General features: G+C 58.1%; 18 protein-coding genes. 10 read left to right on the plus strand and 8 right to left on the minus strand.

Annotated elements, in window-relative coordinates:
• Positions 1 to 5 precede the first annotated feature (5 nt).
• The 4 genes from AYM40_RS09795 to AYM40_RS09820 all read right to left on the minus strand — a co-directional run bounded on the left by AYM40_RS09795 (position 6) and on the right by AYM40_RS09820 (position 3,173).
• The gene (locus AYM40_RS09795) at positions 6 to 515 is read right to left on the minus strand and encodes a hypothetical protein (protein ID WP_063496052.1); all 510 of its coding nucleotides are present in this window, start codon (positions 513 to 515) and stop codon (positions 6 to 8) included.
• A 317-nt stretch (positions 516 to 832) separates the two neighbouring features.
• Positions 833 to 1,123, minus strand: a complete 291-nt coding sequence (locus AYM40_RS09805; protein WP_063496054.1) for a DUF2471 family protein — start codon at positions 1,121 to 1,123, stop codon at positions 833 to 835.
• 412 nt (positions 1,124 to 1,535) lie between these two features.
• Positions 1,536 to 2,243, minus strand: a complete 708-nt coding sequence (locus AYM40_RS09815) for a tyrosine-type recombinase/integrase (protein ID WP_063496056.1) — start codon at positions 2,241 to 2,243, stop codon at positions 1,536 to 1,538.
• A gap of 597 nt (positions 2,244 to 2,840) precedes the next feature.
• On the minus strand, positions 2,841 to 3,173 hold the full coding sequence (locus AYM40_RS09820; protein ID WP_063496057.1) for a hypothetical protein: 333 nt from the start codon (positions 3,171 to 3,173) through the stop codon (positions 2,841 to 2,843).
• Positions 3,174 to 4,332: 1,159 nt separating this feature from the next.
• Between AYM40_RS09820 and dcm the strand changes: the two genes are divergently transcribed.
• Together dcm and ltrA are read left to right on the plus strand one after the other, a co-directional pair.
• The gene (gene dcm / locus AYM40_RS09825) at positions 4,333 to 5,679 is read left to right on the plus strand and encodes a DNA (cytosine-5-)-methyltransferase (protein WP_063496058.1); all 1,347 of its coding nucleotides are present in this window, start codon (positions 4,333 to 4,335) and stop codon (positions 5,677 to 5,679) included.
• A 600-nt stretch (positions 5,680 to 6,279) separates the two neighbouring features.
• On the plus strand, positions 6,280 to 7,563 hold the full coding sequence (gene ltrA, locus AYM40_RS09830) for a group II intron reverse transcriptase/maturase (protein ID WP_063497941.1): 1,284 nt from the start codon (positions 6,280 to 6,282) through the stop codon (positions 7,561 to 7,563).
• Positions 7,564 to 8,668: 1,105 nt separating this feature from the next.
• On the opposite strand, the gene AYM40_RS40160 is transcribed toward ltrA, so the two are convergent.
• Positions 8,669 to 9,205 (minus strand): hypothetical protein, encoded by a 537-nt coding sequence (locus tag AYM40_RS40160; protein WP_148662149.1) that lies wholly within the window; start codon positions 9,203 to 9,205, stop codon positions 8,669 to 8,671.
• Positions 9,206 to 10,744: 1,539 nt separating this feature from the next.
• Here AYM40_RS40160 and AYM40_RS41345 point away from each other — a divergent pair.
• From AYM40_RS41345 to AYM40_RS09870, 7 genes are all read left to right on the plus strand, one after another.
• Positions 10,745 to 11,002 (plus strand): hypothetical protein, encoded by a 258-nt coding sequence (locus tag AYM40_RS41345; protein ID WP_158515268.1) that lies wholly within the window; start codon positions 10,745 to 10,747, stop codon positions 11,000 to 11,002.
• Complete coding sequence (locus AYM40_RS09840) at positions 10,999 to 11,772, plus strand: hypothetical protein (RefSeq protein WP_148662150.1); 774 nt, start codon at positions 10,999 to 11,001, stop codon at positions 11,770 to 11,772. Before AYM40_RS41345 ends, AYM40_RS09840 begins: the two co-directional genes overlap by 4 nt.
• A gap of 1,140 nt (positions 11,773 to 12,912) precedes the next feature.
• Complete coding sequence (locus AYM40_RS09845; protein WP_063496061.1) at positions 12,913 to 13,707, plus strand: metallophosphoesterase; 795 nt, start codon at positions 12,913 to 12,915, stop codon at positions 13,705 to 13,707.
• A 2-nt stretch (positions 13,708 to 13,709) separates the two neighbouring features.
• Positions 13,710 to 14,222 carry an HAD domain-containing protein gene (locus AYM40_RS09850; RefSeq protein ID WP_063496062.1) on the plus strand — a complete coding sequence of 171 codons (513 nt, stop codon included), beginning with the start codon at positions 13,710 to 13,712 and terminating at the stop codon, positions 14,220 to 14,222.
• A 185-nt stretch (positions 14,223 to 14,407) separates the two neighbouring features.
• Entirely contained in the window at positions 14,408 to 14,899 is a 492-nt protein-coding gene (locus AYM40_RS09855; RefSeq protein WP_063496063.1) for a hypothetical protein, read from the plus strand.
• 1,148 nt (positions 14,900 to 16,047) lie between these two features.
• On the plus strand, positions 16,048 to 16,587 hold the full coding sequence (locus AYM40_RS09865; protein ID WP_063496065.1) for a Uma2 family endonuclease: 540 nt from the start codon (positions 16,048 to 16,050) through the stop codon (positions 16,585 to 16,587).
• 559 nt (positions 16,588 to 17,146) lie between these two features.
• On the plus strand, positions 17,147 to 17,425 hold the full coding sequence (locus tag AYM40_RS09870; protein ID WP_082855031.1) for a type II toxin-antitoxin system Phd/YefM family antitoxin: 279 nt from the start codon (positions 17,147 to 17,149) through the stop codon (positions 17,423 to 17,425).
• Between the two features lie 354 nt (positions 17,426 to 17,779).
• Here the strand turns inward: AYM40_RS09870 and tnpC are convergent, their stop codons facing one another.
• The 3 genes from tnpC to tnpA are packed head-to-tail and all read right to left on the minus strand — an operon-like array spanning position 17,780 to position 20,172.
• Entirely contained in the window at positions 17,780 to 19,369 is a 1,590-nt protein-coding gene (gene tnpC, locus AYM40_RS09875) for an IS66 family transposase (protein WP_063496066.1), read from the minus strand.
• 51 nt (positions 19,370 to 19,420) lie between these two features.
• Positions 19,421 to 19,768 carry an IS66 family insertion sequence element accessory protein TnpB gene (tnpB, locus tag AYM40_RS09880; protein WP_035936384.1) on the minus strand — a complete coding sequence of 116 codons (348 nt, stop codon included), beginning with the start codon at positions 19,766 to 19,768 and terminating at the stop codon, positions 19,421 to 19,423.
• Positions 19,765 to 20,172, minus strand: a complete 408-nt coding sequence (tnpA, locus tag AYM40_RS09885; RefSeq protein ID WP_082855032.1) for an IS66-like element accessory protein TnpA — start codon at positions 20,170 to 20,172, stop codon at positions 19,765 to 19,767. The genes tnpB and tnpA overlap by 4 nt, the downstream gene beginning before the upstream one ends.
• 561 nt (positions 20,173 to 20,733) lie before the next feature.
• On the opposite strand from tnpA, the gene AYM40_RS09895 reads away from it, so the two are divergent.
• On the plus strand, positions 20,734 to 21,036 hold the full coding sequence (locus AYM40_RS09895; protein WP_063496069.1) for a hypothetical protein: 303 nt from the start codon (positions 20,734 to 20,736) through the stop codon (positions 21,034 to 21,036).
• Positions 21,037 to 21,373: the final 337 nt, after the last annotated feature.

The raw sequence follows: 21,373 nt of genomic DNA on the forward strand, positions 1-21,373 counted from the left end.
TTTTCCTATAACTCTGGGTGACGCTTCAACCAAACAGCGAAGGCCTTCATCGCGTCCGAAAACTCGCCGCCGAGTGGTTCGACCATCGGCAACGCACGCATGATCATAGATACCGGTTGAATTCGCTCGACCTCGAAATGAGTCTCCGAAGGGTCACCTGCGTGCTTCGCCTGGTTTCTGGCTTCGTTCAAGATGTCCGTGATGAACTTCCTATGCTCACGGTCGGTTTCTGTATCTGTTTCCCCACGGTAGTAGTCAACAACGAAGTCAACGGCGTTCGGTAGCTCGGCGCGCTGCGAAAGCGCCCCAAGAATGCCCTCTGCAGCCCCAGCTAAAGTGAGCGACGAAACGTAGTCCCCGCCGAAAAAGAGGCGAATCGCGGCGTCAAGTTGAACCGTCGCGACTTCGAGCTTCGTGATCACGGCTGGCTGGGTCGCGCTGGCATAACTCTGGATGGCCATTGCCGCGCGCTGCTCACGTGTACCCCGCCGTTTCGCTTCACCCATAATCTGCATTTACTCCGCATTTCCGTGTGCTAGATTGAACTCAGCAAAAGGGAGACAGCGCCGAGAGCGGCTGCGGCACCACTCCAGCATGCGGCAGTCCGATTCAGGCGAGCCGCGTCGACAATATCTTTGGTCATGCCCAACATACTAACGGGGGCAGTCGGCCTGCCCGTCGCAGCGTCAATCTCCGGCAACTTTGTCTGCGATGCCTTGAACCAGAACCATGCCGCGACGAGCGCGCTTAGCGCTCCGAGTATGTTGACTGCGACTAGTGCGATTTTCACCGTCATCATCCTTCTGCTTTTCCTTCGTTCCTGCGATTTGAGTCAATCAACGCAGCGCCAAGCGTCGCTGATAGCATTGAACACGATCGGCACAAAATCGTGCCCCTCGAACGAGACAGGTCGGTCGTCTGTCGGATAGTCAAGAGCCGCTGGGGCGCGCAGCATGTTCAGAATCCTCTGACTGTGAGGGCCGGCAGCAGCGACCTCAGCGAGCACTTCGGCTTCAATCTGATGAAGCAGGCGCCACGTCAAGATATCGGCCGAGCGGTGGCGACGCACAACAGCTGGTACCGCGTCTCGGACCGCTGCTTGGGCGGCAAACAACACTTCCATTCAAGCTCCGTTCTTTTCTTGGTGATTCACCGGTTCGCGACGCCGCACCAGATGGTGTCGTAGTCATTTGGTGACACGCCAGCAGCAGTGTCCTCCGCGCAGTTGCCGCGCGAGTCTCCGACTTCCAACTGACCGCGGCCCCGTACAGCACTGTCAATTTCGTTCTTAAGCCAATTGGCAAAGCACACGACCGACAATACAGCTACAGCCAAAAGCGCGGATTCCATTTTTCCCAGGCACATTTTCCGTTCAACTTTTTTATCCTGTTACCGCGCGGTAGGTACTCCCATGCCATTACTTGTCGCCATAAGGGTCTTAGCGGCGCCAACACTCGGCAACAGCATCCGTTTCAAGGTCAACTTCGATTTTTTTGTGAGCCATGATAGGTTATCGGCCAAATAGGGCCTGCGCTTTAGGCGTCGTCGTGGTCTGGCATGAAGTCCGCGCTAAACGCCTCCAACGCCGCGCGAATGCGTGCTGGGTCGTCGTCGAGATACGACATGACATGGTCAAGTTCCGCGTGACCTAGCAGGGTCTGCACCGTTTCTAGGGATTCACCCTGCGCTAGAAGACGGTTGGCGAAAGTCCGACGACCAGAATGGGAACTGTAGCCACGCCGCAGGCCTGCCGCACGGTACAGGCCGGTGACGTAGCTCTGAAGGCTGTCAGCGGCCCAATAACCCACTTGACCGCCCTCGCCGTTTGTGCGCCGCTTCAAACTCAGCTCGTAAGCTGTGCCCTTGTGCGTCAAGATTAGGCGATTGGACGCAATCAGGCCACGATATGCGCGGTCGTCGAGGGATGTTCCCAACTGCCGACTGATCCGGAGCGCGAGATACCGTTCGAGCGCCGTACGAGTTTTCTCATGAGTAAGGTACACGCAGCGCTGGCGCGAGCCCTTCGTAATCGCAGCTCGCAGGCTAACTTCAGTTCGAATGGCGCCCGACTGCGCTACCACATCGGCAATTTCAACGCGCGCAATTTCTGTGACACGCATGCCACAAGTGATGCCCAGCAGCAAAATGAGTGCGTCTCGCTCTGGGTGTCGGCTTGTTGCTTCCGTCACACGCAGCAGATGCCGTATCTGCGACGGTCGCAGCACTACGGCATGACTCGTCATAAGTGGCAACTCATATCGGAATGTTACGACTGGCGATTATATTCCGATGACGTTTTCGGAGCAGAGCCTGAAACGGGGGAAGCTACGGATCTGTTGAGGTCCTCGGAAAAATCGGCTGCGCGGTGCCCCCCCTGCCCGCCGTGGCCTGCCCCCGCCCCCGCCGGGCCCACCGTGCGACGCGGGCGGCGCTGTCGGCGCCATCGGGCCACCAGGGTTCGTGACCGGTTCCTGCCCCTCCTGGGCGGACCTTCCGCCGCCGCCCTCCCCAGGTGACTTTCGCGCAGTGTGCGGCCATTTCTGATCGCCGGCCAAACAAGATCCCGGGGTGCGAGGCGTGACTGGCCAACCGGTCCAGGGCGTCACCGCGCAGTCCCCACGCAGAACCGCCAGCCCGACGCCCGCACTGAAGCGGCGCACGTGTGCGCCATGGAAACCATCGACGACATCGACGACATCGACCGGACCCTGCCTGAACGGGGCCTTGGGCAACCTTGATGCAGCCCAATCCCGGATCCCGGCGCTCGATAGCGACCTGCCAGGCGTACCTGCTGGGCACAACCCCCGGGTCATGACTGATGCGGTCGACAGCAGCTGTCATCATGCCGGTACCACTACGCTTCTTCGGAGTGCGCCACCGCAATCGTCGACCCATACCCACGCACTGACATACGCGCCGTCCGTAAACTCGGACACGAGCGGGTCGTTGTCGAAGTGGATATCCCCGCCTCCGCGGTCACAGCTGCGGCGTGCCTCTTCGATAAGCGGATTGCCGCGCCAGTCCTCACCAAAAAACTTCAGGCAATGGTCAAACGTGAGGCCTCGACGTTTCAGGCGCAGGAGTTCCAGAAGCATCTCGCCCGTGCATCGCGCGCGCTCTTCGTCGGAAGGCAGTAACTCAATCTGGACCTCCATCTTCTGATGGCTGTTCATGCAAACTCCGGTCGGTTACAGGAGCACCTTGAAACAGTCCCGGTGCGTTATCCGGTATATGGAGCATTTTTAGCCATCCACCCTGTCCGACCATCGACGCCGCGCGGACCAGCGTTTCCGGCGCTGAAGCCGACGGAATCACGCGGTCCGCTGCACGTGAGCTCACTGCCGATACGTTTCCGCAACCCGGTCACATCATGACGGTCAGGCCGACGTTGACCCGGATGATTTCGCCCGCTTCGCAGGCGGCGACGAAACGCCGTACTCAACGCGGTTCATCCGGCCTAAGGATCGCGGCTGGTCCCGTCCGCACGCGATGCCTTGCTGCAGCAATGAGAGCAGCTGGGCGGGCGTACCTCCCCCGTACTGGACTGTGTGCGGTCACATACGGATGAAGCCCATCGGGCGAGTCCCCTCACAGTGCCACTGCCTCGCAGGCTGCGCCTGGTCACGCCCGCCACCCACGAACAGCCGGGCCGCCTCGTCGTTGCGCGCGTCGAGGGTATCGGGCGCCTCACGGGTTCTTTCAGAAACCGCGGCCGGGCATCCCGGAGGGCCACTGCCAGGATACTTGCGCAATGGTGCCACCCGCGCATACGCGGCGCACGAAAGGTCGCCCATACCCGCGCACGACAATAGCCGGAAATGCAGCTCTTACGAGCCGAAACCGGGCTTAAGAGGTGCAATTGCAGCTATTGTGGCGACCGCGCCAAGGCGCAACCCACGTCGTTCAATTCGCGGGTTCAGGCAACCTTCCTCCAGTCGGGCTGAGTCGCCCGCAGGCATCCAGACCGCGCACCTGCGCCGTCACCCAGGACTCGCACCTGCGTGCGGACGGCGTAAGACAACAGCCTGGTCACGGCCGCTCCCCGTCCCACAACATCGCAACTGATTGGCGGCACCGCAACCTGTCGGTCAATCTGATGAGGCGGTGCCAGCCCTGGCCTTCGCGAATGCTCCCTGCGTGGCTCCCCCTGATCTGAATTCAATGAACGGCATCCCGTCGGTTGCCACAGACGTCAGTCCGTCGAAACGCACGCACCAACCGCCGGTTTTACCCAGAAAAAATCAGTAGAAAAATCGCCTTCGCGCGATCCGGCAACGCCTCGGCTAAAAAGCATTCGCTGCACTTTGGTTCCTACATCAATACGGAATCAAGATGCCGTTCGAAGAATTCAAAAATGCTCAACTCAATGTCGTTGAACTGTTCGCCGGGGTCGGCGGATTCAGGCTGGGGCTGGAGGCGGTCCACGCCAGCCCATTCGTTATCACCCTGAGCAACCAGTACGAGCCCGCGCGGAAAGCCCAGCACGCCAGTAACGTTTACCGGAGTCACTGGCCCGATGGCGTGCATCTGAACGAAGACATCGCCACGGTCCTGACGTCAGAAGCAGGTCAGCGGGCTATCCGCGTTGCAGCACCGGACGTGGTCGTCGGCGGCTTCCCCTGCCAGGACTATTCGGTGGCCAAGCCGCTTTCGCACTCGAAGGGACTCGACGGAAAGCGGGGCGTGCTGTGGTGGTCAATTGCGAAGCTGCTCCGGCAGCGGATTGACGATGGCCAACCCGTGAAATACGTCATGCTCGAAAATGTCGACCGCCTGCTCTCGTCCCCCGCGTCCTGCCGCGGACGGGATTTTTCAGTGGTCCTTTCGACGCTCTACGGACTGGGCTATGCCGTGGAGTGGCGGACTGTCAATGCCGCTGAATATGGCTTCCCACAACGCCGCCGCCGCATTTTCATGGTCGCGTACCACCAATCGACCGGCGTCTATGGACGCATGATGAAGGAGCTGGCAACGGGCACCGGATGGCACCCCCAGGCCGTCCTGACGAAAGCGTTTCCTTCCACCTTGGCAACGCCACTCGATGCCGTCAACCCCTGCCTGACCATCCGCAATGAACCATTTGCGCAGCAATTGAGGTACACGCCCTTGTCAAGCGGCAAATCGCGGTTCGCAAACGCAGGCCTCATGGTGGAAGGACAAGTCTGGTCTTGTCGCGTCAACACGGAGGTTCAGGATGGCTATGCCGAATTCACCGGCGTTTCCACCGCGCGAACGCTTGGAGACGTCATCAACAAGACATCTCCTGTTCCGACCAGATTTTATGTGCGGGACGACGATGAAGAGCGATGGCGGCACGCGAAGAGCGCGAAGAGTATTCCGCGAGACAGGGACGGTTTCTCATATACCTATTCGGAAGGCGCGATGCCGTACCCGGACAGGCTGGACCGGCCGGCCCGAACGATTATCACGTCAGAAGGTGGCGCAACCGCGACGAGGACCAAGCACGTGGTCAGGGAACCGTCCGGTCTGCTCCGGCGACTCGTACCCGAGGAATTGGAAGAATTGAATGGATTCCCACGCGGCTTCACCGACCGCGTGGGTGTATCGGACACCACACGTGCAATGCTGATGGGAAATGCACTTGTTGTTGGATTGGTGACCCGAATTGGTAACGCGCTGGTCCAGGCCATCGCACTGGATCAGCCCTCGTTCGGGTAAGCGATGTTGTTGGCAAGGTCAGAACGGCAGGAGCACTCCTGTCGTCCTGATGCAGGTTACGGGTGTGCGCCGTGAAAAGGCGGCGCTTTCCAGCGGGTGTAAGTCCCGTCCGGCAACCGCTCCAGCCGGAAGCAACCGGAGCAGTCATGGAGGTAACGAAATGGCTGAAGCCTTCGGGTAAGCGTGTCACGAATTGGTGACAGCGCGAGTGTGCAGGCCGTAACGTGAGTGAACGCTGAGCAAGCCTCGAAAATGCCGATGCGCAGGCCGACCCGGCGACCCTTTCGGGGAAGGCTGATACGACTGGATGGATGAGCGAAGCAGTGCCGCCAGTCGCTGCGCCGGGGTAGTGGCGACAGCATGTGCACAAGGAAAGCGCACGCAACACGGGAAGCCCCTTGGCGTGTTCAGGGATGAGCAACCGGACGCCCGTGAGGGACAGGCCGGGCGCCTTGGGGTGACGGAGAGGCCCGTAATACCGATGAAGCTGGTGTAATGCCGGTGGAGGGAAGGGGCCTCAGTTCAAGACAGACGCAATACGTAGTGAGGACGTGGAGATTGGGCAACCTATCAACTCCGATTCGTGTTCAGAAGCTGCAGATGGCGTTACACGCGAAAGCGAAGGCAGCAGCCGGGTATCGCTTTTATGCCTTGTACGACAAGATCTATCGCGAGGATGTGCTGGCACATGCGTACGCCCAGTGTCGCTCGAACAAGGGCGCGCCGGGTGTCGATCGGCAAGACTTCGCGGAGGTCGAGGCGTATGGGGTACAGAAGTGGCTCGGCGAACTGGCGCTTGCGCTCAGGCAGGAGAGTTACCGGCCGGACCCTATCAGAAGAGTGTTTATCCCGAAGGCCAATGGCAAGCTGAGGCCACTGGGCATCTCGACCTTGCGAGACCGGGTGTGCATGACAGCAGCGATGCTGGTGCTCGAACCGATCTTCGAAGCCGACCTTCCACCCGAGCAGTACGCCTACCGGCCGGGCCGCAACGCCCAGCAAGCGGCGGTCGAGGTGGAAGAACTGCTGTTTCGCGGTCACACGGACGTTGTTGACGCCGACCTCGCGGACTACTTCGGAAGTATTCCCCACGCCGAACTGATGTTGTCGCTGGCGCGACGCATCGTTGACCGGCGCGTTCTGCATCTGATCAGGATGTGGTTGGAGTGCTCCGTTGAAGAAACCGATAACCGTGGTCGGAAGATGCGGACGACTGAGGCCAGGGACAGCAGGCGCGGCATTCCGCAAGGTTCACCCATCTCACCATTGCTCGCGAATATTTATATGCGCCGGTTTGTGTTGGCATGGAAGAAGCTCGGGCTTGAGCGCAGTCTTGGCAGTCGAATCGTGACCTACGCGGACGATCTGGTGATCCTGTGCAAGCGAGGTAACGCTGAGAAAGCGTTGTCGCAACTGCGCGCGATCATGGGCAAGCTGAAGCTGACGGTCAACGAGGAAAAGACACAAATCTGTTCGGTGCCGGAAGGCGAATTCGACTTCCTGGGTTTTACGTTTGGGCGAATGTACTCAGCGACAACTGGTCAGGCCCGTATGGGTTTGCGCCCGTCGAAGAAGAGTATCCGGCGCATGGTCGAAAAGATTCATGCGCTGACTGCCCTTAAGACGGCATGGCAAGAGACCACGGCGATGGTGGGCAAGTTGAACCGCTCGTTACGCGGCTGGGCGAACTACTTCCAGGTAGGGAGCGTTAGCCGCGCATATCGCGCGCTCGACAGCTACACCGCGACGCGGTTGCGCCGGTGGCTACGCAACAAGCATAAGCTCAGGCGACGCAGGGGCGGGGGCTATCCACTCCCGCACCTCTACGGGCACTTCGGGCTCGTACGTCTGAGCGCCCGCGGGGGCGTAGCCTGGCGTGTGTGAAGGCGTGATGTCTTGTCCGAGAGCCCAGTGCGGGAGATCTGCACGCTGGGTTCGATGAGCGGGGTGTGGAAACGGGGTTAGGGCTAGGTTATTCGGGCACCGCCAAACGAAAGGGGCGGCAACAGACAAACCGAACCTAATGCGACCGCGAGAGGGTAGCCCCACTGCCTCTCGACAGCAGGGCCCCCGAAGAACCGTGCATGCGACTTTCGCCGCACACGGCTCGCGCACAGCATGAAACGTCACACTGACGCCGGTCTTGTCAATCTGCACAAGCCCTTCGCACGCGTCACCTCGTCGATTCATCTCATTGCTGAGACGAGGGCGCTGAACCGCAAACAGCCGGTCTCTCTCAAGCTGCCCCACGGCGAATCTAAAAAGTGGACCTGCGACAGCTGCACCACACGGAAGTCTGCACCCTTTCAGGTCGAGGCAAATCTTGAACCTCTATGCAGCCCGTTACAGGCCGCCATTCGCTTTCTCCGCGTTCTCACACCCGCTTCGTCAACAGCGCTCCTCACGGTTTGCCTGCCTTGATGGCTGTGTTCCGGAATCAAGGCGATGAATCGGGCTTACCACGTTCCCAGTCTTGCCGATTCGATTGTTCCCGAATCTATCCGTTTAGCGCCCGCCTCTTCCTCGGTAGCGATGATGACGACGTGCACCCAATGTGGAAGGGAGCAACCTGCTACGCACCGTTTGGTCAGGGCCTGACAGCAGCTTTGGCCCATCAGTCGTGACGAGGTTTATCGGCAGTTCACTTAAGTTGCGCATGCGGAACTTGCCTCGTCCCTATACCGCGTCGCTGCTCGCAGTGTCGGTTCCTTGTCACCAAGGTGGACCGTCCGTCGGAAGGGTACTTTGTCCCCGGAGCTTCACACCCGACGGTCTCCCGTCGCGCATGTCCAGGTAGGCAACTGTTGGTCGTACAACAGGTCACGGCTTCAACCTCCAAACTTCGACTGCTGAATGTGACAAGGCAAAACAGAGCTTTACCATCTACAGCATGCCGCATAACGCGCGGCTGACGGCGACACGTGTCGCACCCACATCTCGACTCTACCGATGTCGAAACGCATGGTTGCGCAAACGACGTCGCACCTACTCACAAAGGCCGTACGAAGTTAATAGCCAACACGACCACCCCAAGCACAATCTGGTCCGCTCGCAACCGTCCATTTTTTGGAACCCGACGAAATGCCAAATTCTCTCCGGACATCGTCGCGATCACATCGTTGGCCCTCGCCGTTAACAATGGGTCGACAACTGCAACCGTTCCTTTCGGCAACCCATAGTCACAAAACTCGTCACTATTAACCTCGTATCCGACGCATCTGTCTCCTGTACCTTGAATGAGAGACGTCAGTTGCTGTTGCGTAAGGAATCCATTGGATGAACCGGCTGATGAAAGCGTCGTCGACAATCCCGGCTCGAGGAGCAATGGCCCAGGCGCGAGCGAACGTCCTTCAAGCCTGACGAGATAGCCCGCTGAAATCAGCCTTTGAACGGCCGTCCACAAAGAACCCCTCGAACTCATGCCGAAGAGCGACCCGACACGGCCAAACGGCGGCAATGTCTTGTGAATGCGCCAGTATTCCCGCAACGCCGAAACGTACTCGGCATCTCGATTTGGTCGGGGCATAGAAAAATATCGGCAGTGCCTGTGAACGGACAGTAAAAGCTCTGTATCAGCAAATTGTATAGTAAAGGCAAGCCTGCAGACGGATGGCCGTCGTCCGCGAGTGCACTTGCCAGCGAACCTGCATAGTCCCGGCACTGCCGCGTCGGGAGCTGCTTGCGCACCGACCTGCTCACGCCAGTAGCACCGTTTGCCGCGGTTTTGTTTATGCCTCGCGACGGCTTAACAAACACAACAATCTACAGCCGTGGCGATGCTTCCCGTAGTCTGAATTTATAAGATGGCTGCGGTGACGTTCGTTCCGGGTTACACATCAACTGCCTTCATCACGTCACATCGCCGGTCGCCTGTTCCCAAACCACGCACACAGTGAATCCGGTCGCCCATATACCCCCGGTTGAGGGTACCAGGTTCTGCACATCTGCGATGTCAAGCATGACCCGCGTCCCCCATTGACCAAAAGGATCACGATGCTCACGGCCAACCGAAACGTTCGGCCGTCGCACTCACAGCACGGACCGCTGCACTCCCCACATCCGGGCGGCGCCTTTCGAGGTCGGACTGTATAAAAAATACCCGTTGCAAGGCCTCGAAACCCGCGTTAACATCAGCTCAACAAATGTCTTTCAACTACATGCTTTTTATACGTTTTTATACGATACCCCCTATTAAATCCTTAAACCAAACGAACGATGAACATCCCTAAACACCCTGAAATTCCATTCAACGAAGCACCACATAGTAAGGATACCTTTCTTTTGCGCGGCGCCGAAATCAGAACCTTCGTTCCGATCGAAGGAGACACTCCTTTTATGAAGCGACTAGCTGGCATGCCAACCTTGCGAATCCATACGGATTCACTCGAGTGGCGAGAGTGTCGGGCCGACTACGCTTCCTTGACGCTGGGGGCCACGAAACGCCACTGGGCCCATTGCTGACCATTCAATTTCACGTTGCCAATTGCTGGCTATTCGTGTTTGCTGACTATGGAGACCCAGAACTCTGGACACTCCTGGATTCGTGGGCCGAGTCTCGATGCGCCCTGGTAGAGGTCGTAGTAGGGTTAGATGTCTACCGGGAACTGCTCCCAGTCGGCGATCTCCGCAGTTTCGCAAAGTACCGTTCCGAGCTTGACATCCCGGACCGCTCGGGTTTCATGGAAGCTGTTGTGCGCTTTCTAGACAACCGTGCACCCGAGCGCCATGTCCTGTCTAAAACGGAGAACGGGACGCGGCACCAGGTTGTCGAGGTCAATCTTCTGGCAACAGCGAGCGTAGTTGACAGCGTGACACAAATGAACATCTTCTCGGTGATACCCAAGACTCATTCATGTCCAACCGGGAAGGACTGCCGCGGCAGTGTTTATCCGGGCGGCGCCGCCCCGCTCCACTGACGGACTCGCGCGGCGACGCAGCTCTGCCCCACACCCCGCGAGGCGGGCATAGCGGTTATCCGACGCAGGATAGCTCATCGAGCACGAAACAGCGGCGCATTGGAGTTTTCCGTGAGGACGCGCTATCGCCTTCAGCACCGGCGACGCGCGTGATCTCGGCGAAACGACGAATTCCCGACTTATCTGCACATCACCTGCCGCCATACTACGAAAATGAGTCGTCGCACACATCGCGTCAAACCTCTCCTGCGCCCGTGAAGGTTCAGTTGACACCTGTCTCGCACACCGGACCCGCTTCTCGCGATGAAAATGCGCCGAAGGTTAAACAGTGGCGCTATACGAAGAAGAAGCTCTCCTCCGAGCACGTTTCCATTCCAAACTACCTCTACCTGCAACTCGCATCATGAAAATTTCTGTCGTACCACCATCCAGCACACGGCCCCAGTTGGCGAAAAACAGCGTCATATCCGACGAATACCTCTACGCTATGGGTTTTCGAACACTACGCTATTTTGAGTTACAACTCTCCAAACTTCAGAGCGAAGGGTTGCTTCCCGGTCATTTCATCGACTTTTTCGGGAAGCAGTCGGCGGGAAGTCCGTTCATCGCCGCCGCTGAACGCATCTTTGACCACGGAACGGGGGACATCAGCCTTGACCCGGCGCCAATCGTACTTGTGTCCGAGTACGGCGCGTATGTCAGCGCCTGGGTGTGGGTCGACGGAGACCCTGAGCAGGTTAGTCTCAATGCTGCTGCCGACGGTTCTCCGAAAAAACAACGAGAGGATTTCTGCGAGCAATTGGGCAGGATGCAGGCTGACGGGTTAACGTCACAAATGTGTATCGATTTTTTCGGGTTGCAGGAAACCAAACATCACTACATCGTCCAAGCGCGCAGACGGCACGCGCACGCACGGGGTGTGGTGGTCTTCGACGCAGACCCGATGGTCTCTGAATCGTTGTCTGGCGCGTACGTCAGTGCGTGGCTGTGGGTGTGGAACCGGGATATTGGCGCTGATGACTCGCCCAAGACCACTCTCCAGCCTCCCCGCAAGTGCTGCCGGAGCCCGGAAGCAAGCAGCGGCCAAGTTATACCGGACTGTGCTCATTTTACAGATGACGCCGCCGCGACGACGCGATGGAAGTCGGATTGCGTAGGGCAGTTTGTCAGACGATAAAACACCCAAGGGACGCAGAATCCGGCAAGCGTACAGACACCCTATCGCCCCTGATCGGCGATGCGCAGAAACAATGAACGACGACGGTTCACGGGCTAATATATAAAAGATCAAAACGACCTATAATCGCTTCAGTGATGCCTGATCGGCCTGCTTGCCGTCCGCGCTTTGTCCGACTGAAAATTTCCGGACAGTTCGCATATTCGACGCGGTGCCGATGTTGACGTGTGTCCCGCAATAAGGGGTGAAATTGCAAGAAGATAGCGCTCCACCACTAGACGGTGAATGGCGCCTGCGAGTCACCGCGTGCGAGTGGCAGCACGGTGAGTTGCCGCCTCCGTGTATTGCGGAACAGCAAGGCCTAGGTTCGCCCGCTCGGTGCGGGAGATCTTTCGGGCACCGAGCGATAGAGGCGCTGGAGGCGGTCAGGAAATATATGAGGACGGATGCGCCCGCACCTTTGCGAAAAAATGCCGACGATGGCGAGTGTTACAGCTACTCCGTTTACGTTGGCGCACACCACCCGGACAGTTGGCGCGTTCCAGTCGCACGCTTCGATGTTGTGATGCGATCCGGCGTTGCGAACGCGAGCATTCTGTTGGTTGATTCTCCCCGCTTCGATCTTGAACCGCTCGGCTACAAGCCCGAGGATGGAATATGGGACGTGGTTCGATTGATCTTGTCAGCGCTACTCGCGCCCTCGCATACGGCGCAACAGCGATGAGTATGGACACCATGGGGAGGCGCAGCCCTTCAAAGGGCGCTCCTCCTACAACAAACCCCGCTCAATTATTCTCGACCGGGAGGCATTTGTTTGACACAGATTACTGCACATCAAGCCTTTCTGCTGGCGTTTCCCGTCGTAATCGTATTGCTGGCCGGTTTGCTAGTGTTATGGCTGCGGAATGCATTGAGATACCTTGTATTTAGGAAAGCCGCACCAAAACGCGGGAGAACAACGCGCCGGTGAACGTCGGCCTTCACTGCTCTGTGACTACGACTCATCGAAAGGGGTTCTCTGCAGTCGCCTTGGCGAGACCAGACGCCAGGCCGGCAAAGACAGCTCGATCTCCCGTGCGATTAATGGACAAGGCGGGTTCAGTACATCTATCGATGCCCAACATTTAGAGGATAGGTAAATTGCGCATACAGATTGCGTCAGACCTGCATCATGAACATTTCAGAGATGGCGCACCAGGGAGCGAAGCGCTAGCGCTGGCACCGGGCGTTGACCTGCTCGTTCTCGCCGGGGACATTCATGCTCGCACCAAAGCTATTGGTTTGTACGGTCAGAGTGCGGTCCCGGTGTTGTACGTCCACGGCAATCATGAGCTCTACGGCAACGAATTTTTCACGGTCCAGCATCAGCTACGTACAAACCTGGCCGGGACGCCGTTGCACTTCCTTGAGCGCGATGAATTTATCAGTGATCGCATTCGATTCCTCGGGTGCTGTCTCTGGACAGACTATGAACTGCGTCCGCAGTGGAAGGCAGTGGCGATGCGCGAGGCAGAAATTAGCATGAACGACCATAGACTTATACGATACGGCGCCCTGCACGAATTTGCACCACGCAATGCCGCGACTGAACATGTGACGTCCAGGACCTGGCTGGAGAGTCGACTGAGCGCTCCGTTTGATGGCAGAACGGTGGTCGTGACTCACCATGCGCCGCACCCTCGATCGGTTCCTTCGGAATACTCGGACGACGTCTTGTCTGCGTGTTTCGCGAGCGACCTGACACCGCTGGTCGAAAAGGCGGACGTTTGGATACACGGGCATATCCATCGCTCAGCAGACTATAGGGTCGACAGATGCAGAGTCATATGCAACCCTCGGGGTTATCCCACCCGTCACTCGACAAATGCTACGCCTGTTACCTTCGAGAATCCGGACTTCGACCCGGCGTTTGTGATTGATGTCCAGGCCCCGTGACCATGGCTCAACTCGTGTTCGACGCGCAAGCGCCGGCCCTCTACCTGGATATCGACGGAACACTACATGCTGGTTCTGCGGTCATTGATGACGCAGGAGACATCAGTCTCGAGAGCGGAGGAAAACTGTTTGAATTCGCGCCGATACTTATCGAGCTACTTGCGCCATACCCACATGTTCAGATTGTACTGACCACATCCTGGCTGAAGCATGTCGGCCGGGAAGGCATTCTCCCCTTTTTACCCGACGGCCTCCGTTATCGGGTGGTCGACGATACTCTGCGAGTCAGGACCAAACTGGGAGAGGCGCGAGACGGCACCGACCGGGTATCAAAAATTCTGCGCCACGTCTGGTCTCGCGATGTCCTCACATGGCTTGCGCTCGACGACCGGGCATTGGGCGTTCCGATCGGGTATTGCCAACATTTCGTTCATCTCTCATCCGAGAGCGGCATTAGCTCGCCTGATGCGCGTGCGCAGATTGAATCGTGGCTACATGAAATCCAGGCACGGTAGCTTCTGCACAATGGCGCGATGTTGGGGACTAGTACAGGGCTTGACTTAGTGCAGTACAGCGCACTCGTCTTCGCAGATTGTTGGCGCAACGAGAGTCTCCGAGAGGCGATTTATTGGCTGGGGCGCACGATTGAAATCGCTGCTCGTACCAGTCCTTTCGCATGGTAGGTTCAGTTGGAGGAACTGTGGACCAGTTCGACGATGAATACGAATGCTTCACCTGCAAGCGGCGATTCCGCGCCGCGCTGTTCTCTATATCGAGGGAATGGGACCGCGTTCATTATCACGAAGGCGAAACTGAGGTCGAAATATCGGGAAGCGAGGGTCTCGAATGCTACTGCAGCCAAGTCTGTGGCACCGCCCGGCGCGCCCTAGTGATGGCCAGAGAGGGCGTCCCGATTCGCCGCCCGGGACTCGGGCCCATTGAGCCCTGCTCGAAATGTGCGGCGCCAGTGGATATGGCGGAGTTCCATCTCACCTACCTGGAGAGCTTCGATGTGCACGAGAGCAGTTTGGTCGTGAGAACGGTAACCGTGGACTACCTCGCGGTCCTGTGCCGAAAATGTCGGCCGCCGCAATCTGGCGAGGCCAGCCTTGAGTACACCGTGGCCCATCACGAGATCGCCGAACCAAACGCCTCTGCGTCTACGCCGCTATTGTCCAACATCAATACATAAAAATATGCGATACACGCAGTCTCGCACGCGTCTGTTATAAAGGATATTTAACATCGCTTATACAGATAACGATCTTAGGTCCAGTTGTCCACCTGACTTCGTCTTACGGTTAGTGCCAATTTTCTGTTCGACATACCTAGTTTGGTCTGTTTTTTTTGCCTGACTGACGGAGATTGAACTTCCAGAATCCAGTCGTCACGTTGGCAGCAACCATCGCTGCGCGTAATGCCACACGGATTGAGGCTTCAGTAATGGAGATCCTGAGACGTACAACGGATACAGCATCCGCGCGATGCGCGAGAGGTATATCACTACAAGGATTGATTTTCGCGTACGAACAAGGAGGCAAAAACAATGCTTCGCATAACTGTAGAGTTGCTGCCCGGTGGTCACGAAAGTGGAAGGCGAATACTCGCGCATGCTGACATATCGAACGTCAAATCCGGCGCACTGGCGAACTACGAGGTCGAACTGCACGATGACATACTCGGCAATATTGGCGCAGCATCTCTGACAGGCTATCCACGGATGGCGGCGAGTGTATGGGACCTCGTCGCGCGATGCATCACTGTCGTGCTGTCCGGCCAGGAAGAGCTTCCGCCACGCCCCCAATCGCCTGACGTCCCGATCCACAGAAGTTACGGCGGCTCAGGCATACCATACGTACGATTAAGAGAGATCCCTGAGCCCGCACGAACGCTCTTTCAGCGCAACCTAGCAGGCTCGACGCGCCCTCTTGTCGAAGATGACCCTGAACCGATGGACTGCGCGCACCTGTCGGACTGGACGGATTTTCTTGCCGGGTGGAGATAATGATGATGAGGCGACGGTTCGGACCGTGCTAACAGGCGTGAGAATATGAAAGACGAATGCTTCTTTTGAACAAACGCTCACCTCGAGGCAGGCACATTTGATCTGGATGACCGCGAGCAGCATGCCGTCTCGCGAGGGCCGGCTCCCGAATACGCGGCGATAGCGTCAGAAGTGAATGCAGGAAACGTCCGGGAGCTATGCGTAGCATAACCGCAGTCGGAAAACGCGTGATCAATATTCCCGTCGCCCCTTTCGTCAGACGCACAACAGTCAGTGGTTTCCCCCCCCATGGTTAGAGATTCCTCGCAGGAACCACATACCGTCCAGCGCCCCCTATGAAACCAGAATCCCGACCTGACGCAGTTGATCTGGCTGAGCGCTGGCGAGACCTTGCTGCTGGGAAAATCATCCCTGGCTGGCATTGGCACGAGCTCGACGATCGTGGCGAGGTCATCATGAAGCCGCGTCCAAGCGGTCCATTCCGAGCCCTCACCAGCGCCGTCGCGACGCAACTCGTCAATAAGCTGGGTACGAGAGTCTGCTGTGAAGTTCCGGTGATAACCAACACATTCGGTGTGCGGGTGCCGACCATCGTCTGGGCACCTCCTGAGCGTTGGCAAGGAATTGAATTAAACGAACCATTGCCCTTCGTGCCGGACCTATGCGTCGAGGTGCTCGACCCGAAACACGTTGGACACAGGACCGATCTGAAAATAGCAGCCTATCTCGAAGGTGGGGCACGCGAGGTGATGGTCGTCGAAATGTCGTCTGGCATAACATACTGGGACGTACGAGGCGAGCGACAATTTCCCGCATTGGGCGTTGAGTTGTCGCTGGGCCAACTGTCGCCCTGCGGAGTTGGCGGTTGCCTTTAGGTTCTTCGCAGGTTTTTTCAGTCAAGACGGTCGACGAAGGTGTAGCCGAATCGAAGACGGAGAGCCGTAATTCGCCAAGGTGAAGACGCGACGGTATGGCTTCCGATCCAGTTGGATCCGACTCGCGCTGAGCTCCAATACCCAGCCTCGCGAGTCAAGTCACAAACCTGATAAGTCATCTATTCCAGCAGCAGCCTCAAATCATGGTCTTAGCAGTGCACACATCCGTATTTCGGCCATAGCGGTCATCAACGCTGAGCGGCCAACAATGGCTCATCAACGACCGGTTCCGCGTGAAGCCGATGCCGAGACCTGGTAGAGTCGGAATGTCGCGCGGCAGCAATCAGGCTCGGTTTATCTGTTGCCATCTCTTTTGTCTCGCGGTTACCCGAATACGTTTAAGTGCCAGACACGGGAAGTCAAGGCGGAGTTTCTCTACCAGCACAGCAGCAGTATTGCTGAGTAGCTTTCAGGGTGCCGTTTTCATGCGAGGTCCGCTGAAGGCCAGCGTCAGACTAAATTTGGTATCGTATTTACACCACCGTCAGGAGAGACGACTGTGAAACCCAGTCAAATCAAGCCCATCAGCTACCTTAAGAGCCATACGGCCGAGATGGTGAAGACTATCACCGAGAGTGGCGAGCCGGTCCTCATCACCCAGAACGGCAAGGCCCGTGTCGTTGTTCAGGACGCCCAGTGCTATGAGGACCAGCAACAAACGCTCGCGCTTCTGAAAATTCTCGCTCTAGGCCAGAAAGACATTCGGGCAGGCAACTTCCGTGACGCGGACGCATTTTTCGCTGAACTCGACGCTGAAGGTGAGAGTCGTTCTTCGTGAAAGTCATCCTCATTCCGGGAACGGAACAGGATATCCGGGCGCTCAAGCGTTATTTATCATGGCAATTCGGACATGAGGTTTGGCTGGAAAGCTAGCCACGCCGACCTTCAGCGTCGTGCGCTCACGCATCGTCCCGCCTCCCGGAAATATCTCCGGCAAGAAAAAGATCCACAATCCCTTATGGGTCGCGGGTCTCCGAGTTAATCAGCCCCAAAAACCAACACCTTTTTGGTACGGGTAGCGAGGAGTGGCCGGCCTTTTCTTTATTCCCATGCGCTTTCCGTCTGGACCCAGTTCTGTAAGCATTCGACCTGCACCGTCGCGGATTACGTTGACGTGTGAGGGGATCGGCTGCTAGCGAACGGGATCGATGTGTGAGGCAGCGGGGAGCAAAGGAGCGACGTTCCAGGGTAACAGTTCGTCGATCCGGTTCACCGGGTGATCTGCGATGCGTTCGATGACGTAGTGCAGGTAGGCTTCTGGATCAATGCCGTTCAGGCGGGCAGAACCGATCAGGCTGTACATCGCAGCCGCACGTTCACCGCCTGAGTCCGCACCGGCAAATAAAAAATTCCGTCTTCCGATAGCCACCCCGCGCAATGCGCGCTCGGCAATCAGATTGTCAATCTCGGCCTGACCATCACTGCAGTAATAGACCAGCGCAGGCCAGCGATTCAACGAATACTGGATCGCTTTGGTGGTGTCCGACTTCGCGGAGAGTGTGAGAAGCGTCGTCTCGAACCACCGCTTCATGTCTTCAAGCAGCGGCACAGCCTTCTCCTGGCGAACGCGCCGTCGTTCTTCAGGCGGCTTGCCACGAATGTGCTCTTCGATGCGATAGAGGGCGCCGATGCGCTCGAGTGCCTCGCTGGTGATCGGCGATGCCCGAAGAGCGTGCAGATCGTGTAGCTTTCGACGCGCATGCGCCATGCACGCGGCTTCGTGAATCTGACCGCCCAGATACAGATCCGCATAACCGGCGAACGCGTCTGCCTGCAGTACGCCCGTGAAGTTGGCAAGGTGACGCTGTGGGTGTTCGCCGCGACGATCCGGTGTATAGGCAAACCAGACCGCCGGCGCTTCGTCCGAACCGCTGGGCCGGTCATCGCGCACATACACCCAGAGCCGGCCAGTCTTCGTCCTGCCATTGCCCGGCGCAAGCACCGGCAGCGGTGTGTCGTCGGCGTGAACCTTGCTGCCGCCAAGTGCATGGCGGCGCACCGCGTCGACCAGCGGGTTGAGTAGCCAGGTCAGACTGCCCAGCCAGTGGCCCATAGTGCCCGGTTCGATCTCGACGCCGTCGCGCGCGTACATGACGGACTGGCGATAGAACGGGATGTGGTACGCGAACTTCGATGTCGTGATGTGGGCGAGCAAAGCTGGACCGGGCAGGCCGCGATCGATCGGCCGGCTCGGCGCAGCGGCTTGCACGATGCAGTCGCAGCACGAACAGGCGAATTTGGGACGGCGGTGACGGATGACGCGGAAGTGCGCGCGCACGTATTCAAGCTGTTCGGAAACGTCTTCGCCCAACGGTTTGAGTGTGCCACCGCATTCCGGGCAGTCTTCCTCGAGGGGCCGATGCACACGCTCTTCGCGTTCGAGGTGATCGGGCAGCGGTTTGCGACAGGCGCTCTCGCGGCGTTGATGCGCCTTCTTCGAATCAGCCTGGGCGGCCGCACCTTCATCGGCCTGCAGGTCCTCAAGTCGCAGTTCGAGCTGCTCGATCTGACGCTCCACCTTCTCAGACTTGCGACCGAACTGCATGCGGCGCAGCTTCGCAATCGTCAGCTTCAGATGCTCGATCTCGATTACGCGGGAGCTGAGTTGGTCCTGCAACTCGACGACCCGCTGCGCGTTTGCATGAGCTGACGCCGCATGCGCGCGCACCAGCGCCTTGAGCGCATCAATGTCGTCGGGCAGGTCGGTATCGGTCAGATCCATTGCGACAGTTTACGACCATCTGCTACATGCGGATCATCGGGTAACAGACGTTTACAAAGCACTGCGCGGGCGTGCTGCCTCGACCGGTTGTCGCCAGTCAAACCCTTCGAGCAGGAGCGATAGTTGAGCGGTGCTCAACGCCACGACGCCGGTGTCGGCGCGGGGCCATGCAAAACGCCCTTTCTCAAGACGCTTCGCAAATAAACATAGGCCGCCATCGCTCCAGTACAACGCCTTCAGCAGATCACCACGGCGGCCCCTGAAGATAAAAACATGGCCGCCGTATGGATCCTTCTCAAGCACCATCTGTACCTTCGCCGCAAGGGAATTGAAGCCGGAGCGCATGTCAGTGACGCCGGCAGCGATCCAGATCCGTGTGTTTGCAGGCGGCCCGATCATCGCAGAATCCGCTCGAGGACCAGGCGCAATATCGTCGCGTCGGGCACGCCTTCTATCCGGACCGACGTATTGCCATGCTGAAGCTGAATGCTGCCGTTTGCAGCCTGCGGAGGTGCCGGCGCGTTCGTCGCCTCCAGCGCATGGGCCGCCGGACGATCGGACCGTCCATCGACAACGACGGGCAACATGATCTCCGCCTGCGCATCTTCGACCAGCAGACCCTGGGCGTACAGTTTGCGCCAGGCCCACACCTGATTGGCGTTGATGCTGTTGTCGCGGGCGACCCTGGCGACTGACGCGCCGGTTTCAAGCGTCTGCTCTACGACCGATCGCTTCCATTCCAATGGATGCCGTCGGTTCTGGCGCTTGGCAGGTAACTCGACTGTCTGAGGCACTGTGTCCATTCTCGGGCTGTTTGTGGACAGAGTCGGTCACTCGTGTCCGTCGCAGCCGATGATTGCATCTTCTACGCAAAGCGGGGAACGGTACAAATCAGATGCTTACCCCTAATGCGTACAACCCGGAACTGTATCTAAAAGCGCTTATGCGCTGCAGTGCATAAACAAGGACCTTGTTCATGCTCCGTAAGCTGTCGTAAATGCGGTTCATACGGTGTAGTTCCCGCACGGCACTTATGTAGTCTGTCCCAATGGCGGGCTTTTGTTCGGCGCAGTTCTGCTTCGGGAGGATTCGCGCGTTCATTCAAACGTCTGCCAACAGAAACGGAGACGTCTCCAATATCCAATGGATTCAACCACCGGGGCTTGCTTGCGGAATGCCATCAAGCAGCAGTGAATCAGGAAGGCGTCCCTGCCCAAAACCCGTCCGGGTGGCAGGGATTCCCAATGCCGCATAGGCCCGCCGGTTTCCGGGCGGAGTTATCTTGCCTGGCGCACACATCAATGCAACATTTTGCCAGAAAATGTACTACAAATACACATGCGCGAAGACCAGAAAGGACGGTTATGTATGAGGATCATTACCAGAGAATTGATTTCCTGCATGGGGTGTTGCTCGCCCGTGGCCAGGGTGGTCAGCTGACCTCGGCATTCACCGTGGTCAACGAGGTCGAGGCGAGTCTGAAGGCGGACGGGCTGCTTGGACCGCTCGAGTGCCTGCGTGTGAATGCCGCGAGAGGCGCGCTGCATCGGCGCTCGCTGCGCGCGGCCCTGGTCTCGGCGCGTGGCGCGCTTGACGCGGCGCAATACCCACCGTCGAAATACGATGCCGAACTGGCCGCCGCCCGCGCGAAGGCCAGCTACTGCTGACAGCCTTTCCGGAAAGCAACCTGGAATTTCACCTCATGACCCGCTTGCCCAATTCGTAAGCCAGCAGATCGCTGCACGATCAGGAAAGGAACATCACCCATCTGGCCTGCGGTCGTCCACAATTTCTGCAGGCAATCAATGTCTGGCCGAAACCGGCAGCGTCAGACCTCCTACGGCCCGCTAGCGGCGCTGCAGGTCTGATCATCAGGTCCAAGCGGACCCGATAACGGTAAACATCAATTTAACCGACAACAAAACCACGTTAGTCTGTAATCGGCTGCGGCGCTCTCAGGCGCAGTGGCCGCCCCCGGCTTCTGCTGGTCCTTTCGACCGACTG

The sequence above is a fragment of the Paraburkholderia phytofirmans OLGA172 genome, assembly GCF_001634365.1.
Lineage (GTDB): Bacteria > Pseudomonadota > Gammaproteobacteria > Burkholderiales > Burkholderiaceae > Paraburkholderia.